Source organism: Streptomyces sp. NPDC058751, assembly GCF_042746485.1.
Lineage (GTDB): Bacteria > Actinomycetota > Actinomycetes > Streptomycetales > Streptomycetaceae > Streptomyces.
On record NZ_JBHYPZ010000009.1, the window covers coordinates 42,199 to 53,785 of the forward strand.

Sequence of the window (11,587 nt, forward strand, 5' to 3'; positions counted from 1 at the left end):
CCATGACCAACCCGTTCGAGGACCAGGACGGCACCTTCCTCGTGCTCGTCAACGACGAGAACCAGCACTCGCTGTGGCCGCAGTTCGCGGACGTCCCCGACGGCTGGAGCGCCGCCCACGGACCCGACACCCACGCCGCCTGCCTGGAGTACGTGGAGCGGAACTGGACCGACATGCGGCCCAGGAGCCTCGCCGACGCCATGAACGCCCAGCGGTAGCGCGGCCTCGCAGTGACACTGACCGAAACCACCGGCGGGGCCCGCGACAGCGCGGGCCCCGCCCGGTCCGACGACCTCGCCGCGGCCCTGCTCACGCCCGAGGCCCGCCGGGACCCGTACCCCTTCTACGCCCGCATGCGCCGCGAGGACCCGGTCCACCGCAGCCCCCAGGGCATCTGGTACCTCACCCGCTACGCCGACGTCGAGGCGGCCCTCGGCGACCTGCGGCTGTCCAACGACCGAGACCGGATGACCCGCGCCTACACCGCGCTCGGCGGCGACCTCAAGGCGTTCAGCAGGCTCACCGACCGGCTCGGCCGGGTGATGAGCAACACCGACCCGCCGGACCACGCCCGGCTGCGCAAGCTGGCCAACCGGGCCTTCACCGCCCGGCGCGTCGAAGCCCTGCGCGACGGCATCCAGCGGATCGTCGACCGCCTCGTCGACGAGGCGGTCGCGGCGGGGCCGTCCATGGACCTGATCGGGGCGGTCGCCTCCCCGCTGCCGATGTCCGTCGTCTGCGAGCTCTTCGGCATCCCGCCCGAGGACCTCCCGCAGGTCAAGACCTGGTTCCGCCGCTTCGGCCGGCTCAGCGAGGACATCGACGAGTCCGAAGCGGCGATCGAGCAGTACGAGGAGTACCTCGCCCACCTCGTCCGCCGCCGCCGGGCCGACCCCGGCGACGACCTCATCAGCGCCCTGGTCGCCACCCAGGCGCAGGACGACCGCCTCACCGACTCCGAACTGCTGGCCACCTGCTTCGTCCTGATCACCGCCGGCGACGAGACCACCACCCACCTGGTGGGGAACGGCATGCTCGCCCTGCTGCGCCACCCCGGCCAACTGGCCCGGCTGCGCGAGGACCCGGCACTCATCCGCGCGGCCGTCGACGAACTCGCCCGCTACGACACGCCGACCCAGGCGATCGTCCGGGTCGTGGCCGAGGACGTCGAGATCGGCGGACGGACGCTGCGCGAGGGCGAGTTGGCGTACCTGTTCCTCGCCGCGACCAACCGGGATCCCGAGCGCTTCGACGACCCCGACCGGCTCGACCTGACCCGCCCGGGCAACCGGCACCTCAGCTTCGGCAACGGCCCGCACTTCTGCCTCGGCGGCCCGCTGGCCAAGCTCCAGGCGGAGGTGGCCGTCGGCACGCTGGTCCGCCGGCTCCCGCACCTGCGGCTGGCCGACGACGCGGTCCTCGACTGGCGGCCCAACCCGCTGCAACGGCGGCTCACCGCGCTTCCGCTCACCTACTGACCCATGAACGACGACGAAGGAGAACCGACCATGGCCAAAGAGCTCGAGGTCCGCCGGGAACAGGACCTGCCCGCCACGCCCGAGCAGGTCTGGGACGCGGTCGCCACCGGCGCGGGCAACCTCGGCTGGCTGTACCCGATGGAGGTCGAACCGCGCGTCGGCGGGAAGGCCACGCGCGGCGACAGCACCGTCGTGGCGTGGGAACCGCCGCGCCACTTCGCGGTCCGGGCGACCCAGGACGGCGGGTTCTCCAACACGCTCACCTACCGCATCGAGCCGGCCGACGGCGGCACGAGCCACCTGCGGATGGGGATCCACTGGGTGCACACGGGCGTCGTCGACGACGCCTGGAACTGGGACACCAAGGCGGACGCGGCCGAGAAGCACGTCGACTTCTACCAGCACTCCCTTCCCGAGTACCTGACGCACTTCGCCGGCCGCCCCGCCGTCTACGTCAGGGCGATCCGCCCCGAAGCCACCACCGACCCGGCCGACTTCGCCGCCCTGCGCCGGCGCCTCGGCCTCGCCGACGACACGGCCGTCGGCGACCGGCTGTCGCTCGACCTCCCCGGCACGGACGGCGGCCCGACGGAGGTGGTCGTGGACTGGCTGAGCCCCGACTTCCTCGGCCTGCGGGGCCCGGACGCGCTGTACCGGTTCTTCAACGGCAGCTCCTGGAACGTGCCGATCTGGCTGGGCCACCACCTGTTCGCCGAGGACACGGACGAGGAACTGGCCACCAAGGCCTGGAACGCCTGGCTCAACGGCGCCTGACCTCCGCACGACACGACCGAAGGACCTCTGGTGGAAACACTGCTCTACGCCGCCGAACTCGTCCGGGAGGACGGCGCCTACAAGCTCGTGGTGCAGGACGTGGTGCGGGACACGGTCCAGGTCACCCCGGTTCCCGAATCCGCGGTGGCCAAGCTCCCGGTCTTCCTGTCGGTGCTGAGTTCCAAGCTCGGCGCGGCGTCGGCACGCGGCCTCTGGTAGACCGCTCCCGGCTTCACGGGGCCGGTGCCCGACGGCACGTCAACCGCCGTCCGATGCCGGCCCCGTACCCCTGCCGGACGTCAGCCCAGGACCGTCCCGGAGGCGGCGCCCTCGGCCAGGGGCCGCTTGCGGGAGAAGGCACCCAGGTCGACGACGAGGCCCGTGTGTTCCCCCGTGTACCGCAGCGGATCGCGGTCGTGGTCGTGGCCGGCCTCGACGCGGTCGACCGGGGCGGCGAGGAACCGGCCCGCCAGGGGAGCGTTCTTGAACTGGTTGCCGCTCGTGCCCATGGCGACGTAGAAGCCGGCCAGATCGGTGCGGTCGTAGACGGGGGACCAGTCGTCGGCGACGTCGTAGACACCGGCGACGCCGGACGGCCGGTTCGGAACGCCGAGGAGCGGGAACCGGCGCGCGGCCCGGGTCACCTGGGTCTCGAACCGGGCGGGCGTCGGGCGCGGGTCGCACCCGTCGGGATCGTCGATCCACTCCCTGGGGTCGCAGGCGGGCAGCGTGCTGCCGACGAGGAGGTGTCCGCCGTGGGGGCGCAGACAGACCCCGAGGCCGACATCGGCCACGACCGGACCGGCGCGGCCACCTGGTGGACCTCCTGGCGCAGCGGGCGCACCCCGACGGTGAACTCGGCCCCGACCCCGGCCGTCCGGTTGAACGCGGCCGACCAGGGTCCGGCGGCGTTGACCACCACCGGCGCCGTGATCGCGGTGCCGTCGGCGAGCCGGACGCCCGCCACCCGGTCCCCGCCGCGCAGCACACCGACGACCGCGCGCCGGAAGAGGAAACGCACCCCGGCGCGGGCCGCCGCGTCCGCGAGGTTCTGCGCCGCGAGCCGGGGATCGTCGACGAAGCCCGCGTCGGGGGCATCGGCCACCGGCGGGCGATCCCGTGCCCCGGGCCGAGAGGGAACGGCACCGGGCCCTCCACCGGGCCCCGGGAGACGGCACGGTTCGGCTGAGGCCGCCCGACGCGCGGTCCACGCCCCTGTTTCTGACGCCTCGTCATCTCCTGGTGCACACTGGCGTCATGGTGATCGACCCAGGGGACCCATCGGACGACCCGGCGGCGCGGGAGGTCGACCGGCTCGCGACCTCGTACTGGGACTTCCTGCTCACGCGCGAGCCCTTGCTGCGGACGCGCCGCGGGCTGCCGGTCGAGTCGCTGCCGGGGGTCTCCGCGGCGGAGGCCGACGAGCGCGCCGGGTTCGCGGCGGGAGTGCTGAGCCGACTGGACGCGCTGCGGCCCGCGGAGCCGTCCGGGCCCGCGGCCGACACGGCGGGCTTCCTCCGGGCGCTGGCCGGGCAGGAGACGGAGGCGGGACGTTTCCACTGGCTCACCCCCACCGCCACGCCGTACCAGCTCTTCCGCCTCCAGCAGTACGGTGACACGGTCTTCCGCCCGTTCCGCTTCGAGCGCCGGGCCGACGCGGACCGGTACGTGACCCTCGTACGGGACCTGGCCCGCTGTGTCGTGACGATCGGGGACAAGGTCGCCGGGCAGGCGGAGCGGGGTTTCCGCATCCCCGCTCCGGCCCTGACCGGCGTCCGCACCACACTCACCCGTCTGCGGGCCTCGTCGGCACGGTGCGTCCGGGCGGACGACGGGCGGCTCACCCGGCTCGACGCGGCGGGCCGGGTGAGCCTGCGCGACACGGTGGAACGGCTCGTGGCCACCGAACTGGAGCCGGCGTTCGACCGCCTCGTCGCCCTCGTGAGCGACCCGGACCACCTCCGGAGGGCGCCGCAGGCCGTCGGCTGGGCCCGCTATCCGGAGGGCGAGGCGGCCTACCGGGCCTTCGTCAGGACGTACACCTCCAGCGACGTGCCGCCCGAACGCCTCCACGAACTCGGCCGGGAGCAGTGCCGCGAACTCGGCGAGCGGATGCGGGAGATGCGCGGCACGCTCGGCTTCGCGGGGACGGAGGCGGAGTTCAACGAACGGCTCGCGACCGAGCCGCGCCTGTACGCCGCCGCCCCGGAGGAGGTCGAGGCCCGCTACCGCGGACACCTCGACCGCCTCGCGCCGCTGCTGCCGCGCTGGTTCGCGGTGCTGCCCCGCGCCCCCTACGGCGTGGCCCGGCTCGACCCGGCGCTGGAGGGGTCGATGACGTTCGGCTACTACGAACCGCCGACCCCCGGGAGACCGGAGGGACGCTACCGCTACAACGCCTCGGACCTGGCACACCGGTCACTGCTCGGCGCGGCCGCGCTGATCTACCACGAGCTGTCGCCGGGGCACCACTTCCACCTCGCCCGTCAGGCCGAGAACACCGCACTGCCCGACCTGCGGCGCGAACTGACGGCCTTCAGCGGGTTCGAGGAGGGATGGGCGGAGTACGCGGCGGGGCTCGGCTGGGAGATGGGGCTGTACGACGACCCGTGGGACGCGTACGGACGACTGGCCCACGAACGGTTCACCGCGCAGCGCCTCGTCGTCGACACCGGCCTCAACCTCGGGACGATGACGCTGGAGGAGGCGCGCGCCTTCATGCGCGCCCACGCGGCGGCCGAGTCCGAAGGGCAGATCACGACCGAGTCGCTGCGCTACGCGACCGACCTGCCGGGGCAGGCGCTGACGTACCGGGCGGGTCATGCGGAGTTCACGGCGCTGCGGGCGGCGTGCGAACGCGAGGCGGGCGCCGCGTTCGACGTGCGCGCCTTCCACGAGGTCGTGCTGTCCGGCGGCACGCTGCCGTTCCCCGCCCTGCGCCGACGGGCGGCGAGAGAACTGCGCGGGGCGTTCGACCGCCGGCGAGGCGACGGCGGTCGTCCGGAGGCGGCGTACGACCTCGGGCCCGGCCGTCGAACGGCCTGAACCGCCGTCAGGGAAGGCCGCCCTACTCGAATGAGTGAAGGCGGCGGGGAATTCGTAGCCGCCTTCCCGGCCTCGGATACTCTCTGTGATGAAGGACGTGGGGCCGGTGATGCGGGACGTGTGCGTTCCGTCGAATTCTTCCCCGTTCACCTCCTGTTTCCTCTGTTCGTCTTTCATCGTCCTTTCCGTCACCACCTCCTCGGCAGAAGAGAAGGATGTTGTGCCATGCCTCCTGTAGTACCTCCCTTTCTGATCGGCCTGATCGTTCTTCCCCTGGCCAAAAGGCTGGGCAAGCCCTTGGTGCGGGGGATCGTCAAGACGTCGGTGAGCCTGGGAGTCGAATTCCAGCGGGCCGTCCGGGAAGCCGGCGAGGGAATCCAGGACCTCGCGGCCGAGGCGACAGCCGAAATGCTCGCGGACCAGATGACACAAGGAGCCGAGCACGGCACCGACGCCCCGCGGGGCGTCGGCGAGAACAGATCCACCGGAAAGGCCCACGGCGCCGCACCGGCCGCGGCCAAGGCGCACTGATCCCGGACACGGTTCTCTGCGAGAACGTGATTTCCCTTGGAGGCAGGTCAGATGTCCACGACCGAAATCCCCCTGTATTCCGCGGAACTCGTCCAGGAAGGCAGTGCCTACAAACTCGTCGTGACCGATCGCCTGCGCCACACCGTGCAGACCGCGTACGTGTCCAGGAGGGCGGTGGAGCAGCTTCCCGCCTTTCTCTCCAAGCTCGACTCCCCGAACCTGCGTGGGTTCCGTCGGCGATGACGGCGACCGACGCGAAGAAATGGTTCCGGGTCCACCGGCGCGCGGCGGACCCCAGGCTCCGGCTGGTGTGCTTCCCCCACGCAGGCGGCACGGCGCAGCTGTTCCACAACTGGCCCGCACTGCTGCCGGAGGACGTCGAGGTGCTCGCCGTCCGGTACCCAGGACGCCAGGACCGGCTGGCGGAAGCCTGCGTCGAGGACATGGCCACCCTGGCCGACACGGTCGAGGACGCACTGCGGCCCTGGCTCGACCGGCCGCTGGCGTTCTTCGGGCACAGCATGGGCGCCTGCGTCGCCTACGAGGTGGCCCTGCGGCTCGACGCCCGCGGCATCGTCCCCGAACACCTGCTGGTCTCCGCGCACGAAGCCCCCCGACGGGCCGAACGCGCCGCGCTGCACGACACCGACGACGAAACCCTGATCACCCATGTCCGGGGCCTCGGAGACCTGCACTCGGAGGCCTACGACATCCCGGAGCTGCGTGACCTGCTGCTGCCCGCCCTCCGTTCGGACTACCGGCTGATCGAGGGCTACCACCCCCCGAACCCGGCTCCGGTCAAGGCCCCGATCACCGCATACGTCGGCCAGGACGATTCGAGCTGCGCGCTCGACCGGGTCCTCGCCTGGTCCGACCTCGCCGCACCGGGTTCCTTCGAGCTGCGATCGTTCCCCGGGGACCACTTCTACCTCGTGCCACGGGAAGCCGAAGTGGTTACGGACGTGGCGGCACGCCTCGCGCGCGCGTGCGACGCGGCCCGGACCTGACGGGGTACGCCCGTGCCGGGAACCCGTGGATCCACGGCGTCGGCGGCTGCCCGCAGGGCTGTGCGGGAGGCGGCGCCCGACACCGCGCATGGCGCGCGCGGGGTTCCCGGGGGACGATGGTCGTGCCGGGCGCCGAGACGTGCGCGGCGTTTCCGGCATCGGCCATGAGAAGGCCGGGACGGAGAGGGAACGATGCGACCGGGCACACGTGCCGCCGACGTGGCACTCCGACTGCTCAGCCGGGACTGGGCCGGACTGGCCATCGCTCTGCCGCCGGCGGTCGCGGGTGCGTGGTGTGTCACCCGGGGGCCCGGCCGGCGGATTCTCGGCGGTGCGCTGGTGGGCGCGTCCCTCGCGCTCGGCCTCGGGTCGTTCCGCCATCTGGTGCACGTGACCCGGGTACGGGTGAGGTATCCGGCACCCGGACGCATGGTCGACGTGGGCGGCCACCGCATGCACGTCCTGGCCGAGGGGGACACCGGACCTGGGCCCACCGTGGTCTGGATGCCCGGCGGCCATGCCGGCGGGTACGCCATGTACCGGTTGCACGCGCTGGCACGGGAACGGACGCGTTCGGTCCTGGTGGACCGTCCGGGGTCCGGCTGGAGCGACCCGGGCCCGTTCCCGCGTACGACGGCGACGGAAGCCGTCGAACTGCTCACGGCACTGGAACGGGCCGGTGAGAAGGGGCCCTACGTCTTCGTGGGGCACTCGTTCGGGGGACTGCTCATGGCCAACGCCGCCAGGCGCCGCCCCGACCTGATGGCCGGTCTGGTGCTGCTCGACCCCACCCCGTTCGACGCCGTCGCCTTCGGCCCGGCTCTTCCGGGGCTGCGGCGTGCCTCGAGGGACCAGACCGTCCTCGCACTGCGCCACCTCTTCGGCCTCCACGCCCTCGCGGGCAAGGAGGAGACGCACGCCCCCGAGGACCCGGCGCGGGTTCTCGCCATGATCGAGCTCAGGACCAGGGCGAACTGCGCCGCGGCGTCGATCCTGAGAGAGCTGTCGCCGGACGGCATCACCAGGGACGGCTGGCAGACGGCCGTGCACGACGGTGAACTCGGCTCGCTTCCCCTTCTTCTCGTGGCGCCACGGGATCTGACGGGCGGTGGAGAGATCTTCGACGCGGTCGACGATCCGGAGGAGAGCGCCCGGGTACGGCACTTCTTCCTCACCGTGAGAGACCGGTTCCTCATGGCCTCCAGCAGGAGCCGGAGGGTTTACACCCCCGAGGGGACCGGCCACGATTTCCCTGACCGGGTACCCGAGTTCGTCGTACAGGTGGTGGACTCACTGCTGGACCGGTGCGGCCCGGGTGCGCCGGACCCGTCCTGATCCCGTTGCGCGGCGACGACCCGCTCCGGAGCGCTTCCGCCCGAACGAATGAACAGTCCCGGCGTCTACGGGCACATCGGTAGAGGCCCGACTATCGTGTTTTTCGTGGGGGGTGAAATTCCTGCCCGGCCATGCCGGCCAGACGGTATCGGCTCGTGCGGCGTCGGCAGTCGTGCTGTGTACACAAGAAGAGGGTTCACACATGCTCCCTGCAGTTCCTCCCTTCATCGCCGGCATGCTGGCGGCCCCCCTGGTCAAAAGAGTGGGGAAACCTCTGGTACGAGGTGTCATCAAGGCGTCGGTCGGTCTGAGCCTCGAAGTCAGGCGTGCGGTCATCGAGGCGGGCGAGGAGATTCAGGGCCTCACCGCCGAAGTGGCCGCCGAGAAGATGGCGAGCTCGGCCCGCACGCGTCGTATGAAAGTCGACGGCGAGATGACGGGGCACGGCGCGACGGTCGGCTGAACTCCGTCGGCCCGCGAGAAGCCGGCGGTCAGGACGAGATGACGCGACCGCCCCGCCTCGTCCTGACCGCCGGCTTCGGCCTGCCGGCCGGTCGAGCGGACGACCACGGTACGGCGGCCCGCGGGCACAGGACGTTCGATCACACCGTACGAGGCGTTCCCGCCGACGACTTCGAGGCCGCCCACCAGCTGATGGGCTGTCTCCCGCTCGATCGGCCCGGCCGGCACGGCCGCGTTCGAACAGGTTGATTCTCCCGGCGAAGACGACGACGCACCTGCAGGGGACGACGCCCGTCCCCCCATCCGGCCGACCGAGGCGACGGCACCCCGCACGGACAGTCCGGGGAGGCGGGAACCGTGTGGCCGGAAAGACTCGTCACTGGTCATGGTCGCCGCCCTGGCGGCGATGAACCGTGAGTCGAGCAGCAGGGAATTCCATGAAGCGTGCATCCGCGAGAAGAGCGGGCCTGACGGCCGTTGTGGCACTGGCGATCCTGACGGTCGGTGGCTGCAAGGGAGAGGAGGCGGATCTTCCCGTCGCTTCTCCGAGCGGAAACGCCTCCGGATCCGTGTCGCCGACGCCCACCGCTAAGCCCACCGCTAAGCCCAGTGGTCCGCGCACCTTGGTGGACGCGTCCACGGCGGGCGGTCTGGACAAGCTGACGGGCGACAAGGCCCTGACGGACGTGCCCGTCGACCCGGGCGAGATGCGGGACGGCATGAAACTGGTCACCGGCAATTACGGCGACGTGAAGGGCGCACCGGTGCTGTTCGAGGGCGTCGACCACGTGCCCGAGGACACCAACAAGCGCCGTGAGCACCTGTTCCGGGGCATGCTCGAGCACATCCAGTGGGATCCGGAGCTGGGGAACCCGCAGGCGGAGCCGGTGGAGACGGGACCGCTCGGCGGCTCGGTGGAGTGCCTGCTCGCCTCGCTCAGCGAGGACGGCAACGTCATCTGCGGTTGGGCCGACGAGGGGACGGCAGCCGTCGCGCTCTTCGAGAACAGCACCCTCGCCGACGCGGGGAAGCTCTTCGTCGCGATGCGCGCGGACCTGGAGCGCTGACCCCTTTCGCCTCTCGCCGAAACGACGCTGACGGCCCGGCCGATCATCGAGGACACGGCTGACACCCCCTCACACATGAGGCGGCGAAGCCGTGCTCCCCGGTCCGTCGCGAAGGCTCGGACCCACCGTCGTCCTGCCCCAACGGGAGCCCGGGGCAGGGGACTTCGGGTCTTGCCTTTCGGTCTTGCCTTTCGATCGCGGGGGACGACATGCTGTTCGCATGGGGAGTGTGAAGCAGGTGCGGCGTGTGAGGCGACTGTCCAGGGCATGGCGCTGGCCCCTGGGCGGCCTCGTGGCTTCCGCGGTGGGCGCCTTGTTCGTGCCGATCGGCGTGCTGCTCTGGTTGCACCTCTGCGTGGCCGTGAGCGCGGTCTTCACACTCGTGCGTCTCGCGCACCGCGAGATTCCCCTCCCGATCGCCGTGGCACAGTGGCGGCTCGGCGGGGACCACCCCGAAGTGCTGCGCGCCCGGACGATGTCGGCGGCGATGGCACTGCAGCGGGGGCAGGTGGGCCTGGCGGTGTACCGGCTGGAGCGTGCGCTGCCGGACCTCGTCCGCGTGCTGGGGCCGGACCACCCCGACACCCTCTCCGCCCGGAGCCTGAACCTCCAGATGCGGGGGGAGCACGGCGGTCTGCCGGACCGGCTCGCCGCGATGGAGGACCTGATCGGGGACCTCACCCGGGTCCTCGGTCCCGGCCACCCCGACACACTGGCCGCCCGCTACTGCCGCGCCGAATGGCTCTCCCAGGACGGCCGCACCGACGAGGCCGAGACGGCCTTCGCCGACGTCGTCACCACGGCGACCGGGAACGTCGGACCCGACAGCGACATCACCCTCGTCGCCCGCAGTTCCCTGACGATCCTGCGCCACGAACGCTCCGACGCCACGCCCGCGGACGCGGCCGCCGCGGTCGACGAACTGGCCGCCGTCGTCGACGACATGGAACGCGCGCTCGGCGCCGGCAACCCGACGGCCGCCTCCACGCGCCGTCTGCTCGACCAGTGGAGAAGCACACGCCCCGACCCGATGCTTCCGCCCGTCGACTGACCCTGCGACGTCCGCCGGTGCGCGGCGTGCGAACTCGGAGTCGTGCCAGGTCGGGGTGAAGGGCGGGACCACACCGGGTCGCCGGGGCGGGGCTGATGGGTCACCCCGGCCGGGATCGGCCGGCCGGGTTCTCGGGGAGCCAGTCCGCGAAGATCTCCGGGAGGCGGCCCAGGTCCTCGGCCGTGAGGGTGACGGCGGCGCGGTGGCTCAGGTCCGCCCGCAGCCGGATGGCGAGCCGTTCGGCGAGCGCCCGCGCAGGCCCCGCTCGACACCGGCCGGGGCCGGCTCCTTCTCCGTGCGCCGGCCGGCCTCCTGCCGGCGAGCGGCCAGGTGCGAGTCGACGAGGGCGCGCACGGTCTGACGCCCGGGCAGCAGGACCCGTACGGAACCGACCGCGTGGCCGAAGGCCTTCTGCTCTGTCCACGACACCGGTTCGTCGCGGTCGGGCACCCGGTCCGCGTCGTCCGCGTCCTCGCCGTCCTCAGAGGTAGCCCATGTGCCGGTCGAGGACGGACCCGCCGTGGTGGGGCGAGGCGGCGACCGACACGGCACGCGTGTCGTGGTCGTTGTCGGGCCGGGGGACGAGACCCGCGCGTACGGGTATGACGGCGTCGCACTTCGCCCCGGGCGGTGCCGGCCTGACGTGTTCCTTCCGCAGCCGGTCCAGGACGAGCGCGCGCAGGGCGGGGACGGAGTCGTCGAAGACCGCGAACCCCGTGGCGAAGTCCTTCGCGGGATCGCCCGGGATCATGAGGAGGCCCGCGTCGGGGGCGTACTGGATCGCGTCTCGGCCCGACACGTGCGAATTATGCCCATGGTATATGCGTTTCTGTGATT

17 protein-coding genes are annotated in these 11,587 nt (G+C 72.1%); 13 read left to right on the forward strand and 4 right to left on the reverse strand.

The genetic code is table 11. The annotated features are described in order from the left end of the window. The first annotated feature begins 2 nt into the window (after positions 1 to 2). The 4 genes from ACFW6B_RS11045 to ACFW6B_RS11060 are packed head-to-tail and all read left to right on the forward strand — an operon-like array spanning position 3 to position 2,471. The gene (locus tag ACFW6B_RS11045) at positions 3 to 218 is read left to right on the forward strand and encodes an MbtH family protein (RefSeq protein ID WP_386594372.1); all 216 of its coding nucleotides are present in this window, start codon (positions 3 to 5) and stop codon (positions 216 to 218) included. Positions 219 to 230: 12 nt separating this feature from the next. Then, positions 231 to 1,478 carry a cytochrome P450 gene (locus tag ACFW6B_RS11050; RefSeq protein ID WP_386594374.1) on the forward strand — a complete coding sequence of 416 codons (1,248 nt, stop codon included), beginning with the start codon at positions 231 to 233 and terminating at the stop codon, positions 1,476 to 1,478. Between the two features lie 30 nt (positions 1,479 to 1,508). Then, a complete protein-coding gene (locus ACFW6B_RS11055; RefSeq protein WP_386594376.1) occupies positions 1,509 to 2,252 on the forward strand; it encodes an SRPBCC family protein in 744 nt (247 codons plus the stop codon). A 30-nt stretch (positions 2,253 to 2,282) separates the two neighbouring features. Further along, a complete protein-coding gene (locus ACFW6B_RS11060; RefSeq protein ID WP_386594378.1) occupies positions 2,283 to 2,471 on the forward strand; it encodes a hypothetical protein in 189 nt (62 codons plus the stop codon). A gap of 80 nt (positions 2,472 to 2,551) precedes the next feature. Here ACFW6B_RS11060 and ACFW6B_RS11065 read toward each other — a convergent pair whose 3' ends face one another. Together ACFW6B_RS11065 and ACFW6B_RS11070 are read right to left on the reverse strand one after the other, a co-directional pair. Next, positions 2,552 to 2,896 (reverse strand): hypothetical protein, encoded by a 345-nt coding sequence (locus tag ACFW6B_RS11065; protein WP_386594380.1) that lies wholly within the window; start codon positions 2,894 to 2,896, stop codon positions 2,552 to 2,554. After that, positions 2,893 to 3,357 (reverse strand): FAD-dependent oxidoreductase, encoded by a 465-nt coding sequence (locus tag ACFW6B_RS11070; protein ID WP_386594382.1) that lies wholly within the window; start codon positions 3,355 to 3,357, stop codon positions 2,893 to 2,895. Before ACFW6B_RS11070 ends, ACFW6B_RS11065 begins: the two co-directional genes overlap by 4 nt. Positions 3,358 to 3,509: 152 nt before the next feature. Here ACFW6B_RS11070 and ACFW6B_RS11075 point away from each other — a divergent pair, with 152 nt between their 5' ends. From ACFW6B_RS11075 to ACFW6B_RS11115, 9 genes are all read left to right on the forward strand, one after another. Further along, the gene (locus ACFW6B_RS11075; RefSeq protein WP_386594384.1) at positions 3,510 to 5,297 is read left to right on the forward strand and encodes a DUF885 domain-containing protein; all 1,788 of its coding nucleotides are present in this window, start codon (positions 3,510 to 3,512) and stop codon (positions 5,295 to 5,297) included. A 225-nt stretch (positions 5,298 to 5,522) separates the two neighbouring features. Next, entirely contained in the window at positions 5,523 to 5,828 is a 306-nt protein-coding gene (locus tag ACFW6B_RS11080; protein ID WP_386594386.1) for a DUF5132 domain-containing protein, read from the forward strand. A gap of 51 nt (positions 5,829 to 5,879) precedes the next feature. Further along, a complete protein-coding gene (locus ACFW6B_RS11085; RefSeq protein ID WP_386594388.1) occupies positions 5,880 to 6,071 on the forward strand; it encodes a hypothetical protein in 192 nt (63 codons plus the stop codon). Next, a complete protein-coding gene (locus tag ACFW6B_RS11090) occupies positions 6,068 to 6,835 on the forward strand; it encodes a thioesterase II family protein (protein WP_386594389.1) in 768 nt (255 codons plus the stop codon). The genes ACFW6B_RS11085 and ACFW6B_RS11090 overlap by 4 nt, the downstream gene beginning before the upstream one ends. Positions 6,836 to 7,027: 192 nt before the next feature. Further along, positions 7,028 to 8,170, forward strand: a complete 1,143-nt coding sequence (locus ACFW6B_RS11095) for an alpha/beta fold hydrolase (protein ID WP_386594392.1) — start codon at positions 7,028 to 7,030, stop codon at positions 8,168 to 8,170. A gap of 112 nt (positions 8,171 to 8,282) precedes the next feature. Beyond that, positions 8,283 to 8,633, forward strand: coding sequence for a DUF5132 domain-containing protein (locus ACFW6B_RS11100; RefSeq protein WP_386594394.1), 351 nt, complete (start codon positions 8,283 to 8,285; stop codon positions 8,631 to 8,633). 38 nt (positions 8,634 to 8,671) lie between these two features. Further along, positions 8,672 to 8,881, forward strand: a complete 210-nt coding sequence (locus ACFW6B_RS11105; RefSeq protein ID WP_386594396.1) for a hypothetical protein — start codon at positions 8,672 to 8,674, stop codon at positions 8,879 to 8,881. A 374-nt stretch (positions 8,882 to 9,255) separates the two neighbouring features. Next, the gene (locus ACFW6B_RS11110; protein ID WP_386594398.1) at positions 9,256 to 9,699 is read left to right on the forward strand and encodes a hypothetical protein; all 444 of its coding nucleotides are present in this window, start codon (positions 9,256 to 9,258) and stop codon (positions 9,697 to 9,699) included. Between the two features lie 220 nt (positions 9,700 to 9,919). After that, on the forward strand, positions 9,920 to 10,750 hold the full coding sequence (locus ACFW6B_RS11115) for a tetratricopeptide repeat protein (RefSeq protein ID WP_386594400.1): 831 nt from the start codon (positions 9,920 to 9,922) through the stop codon (positions 10,748 to 10,750). 207 nt (positions 10,751 to 10,957) lie between these two features. On the opposite strand, the gene ACFW6B_RS11120 is transcribed toward ACFW6B_RS11115, so the two are convergent. Next, positions 10,958 to 11,200 carry a hypothetical protein gene (locus ACFW6B_RS11120; protein WP_386594402.1) on the reverse strand — a complete coding sequence of 81 codons (243 nt, stop codon included), beginning with the start codon at positions 11,198 to 11,200 and terminating at the stop codon, positions 10,958 to 10,960. Between the two features lie 31 nt (positions 11,201 to 11,231). Further along, entirely contained in the window at positions 11,232 to 11,549 is a 318-nt protein-coding gene (locus tag ACFW6B_RS11125; protein WP_386594403.1) for a hypothetical protein, read from the reverse strand. Between the last annotated feature and the right edge of the window lie 38 nt (positions 11,550 to 11,587).

Bases quoted from the DNA above. Each gene is read 5' to 3' on its own strand.
- ACFW6B_RS11095 (WP_386594392.1), top strand. From the start codon at position 7,028: ATGCGACCGGGCACACGTGCCGCCGACGTGGCACTCCGACTGCTCAGC.
- ACFW6B_RS11105 (WP_386594396.1), top strand. From the start codon at position 8,672: ATGACGCGACCGCCCCGCCTCGTCCTGACCGCCGGCTTCGGCCTGCCG.
- ACFW6B_RS11085 (WP_386594388.1), top strand. From the start codon at position 5,880: ATGTCCACGACCGAAATCCCCCTGTATTCCGCGGAACTCGTCCAGGAA.
- ACFW6B_RS11080 (WP_386594386.1), top strand. From the start codon at position 5,523: ATGCCTCCTGTAGTACCTCCCTTTCTGATCGGCCTGATCGTTCTTCCC.
- ACFW6B_RS11075 (WP_386594384.1), top strand. From the start codon at position 3,510: ATGGTGATCGACCCAGGGGACCCATCGGACGACCCGGCGGCGCGGGAG.
- ACFW6B_RS11055 (WP_386594376.1), top strand. From the start codon at position 1,509: ATGGCCAAAGAGCTCGAGGTCCGCCGGGAACAGGACCTGCCCGCCACG.
- ACFW6B_RS11045 (WP_386594372.1), top strand. From the start codon at position 3: ATGACCAACCCGTTCGAGGACCAGGACGGCACCTTCCTCGTGCTCGTC.
- ACFW6B_RS11090 (WP_386594389.1), top strand. From the start codon at position 6,068: ATGACGGCGACCGACGCGAAGAAATGGTTCCGGGTCCACCGGCGCGCG.
- ACFW6B_RS11115 (WP_386594400.1), top strand. From the start codon at position 9,920: ATGGGGAGTGTGAAGCAGGTGCGGCGTGTGAGGCGACTGTCCAGGGCA.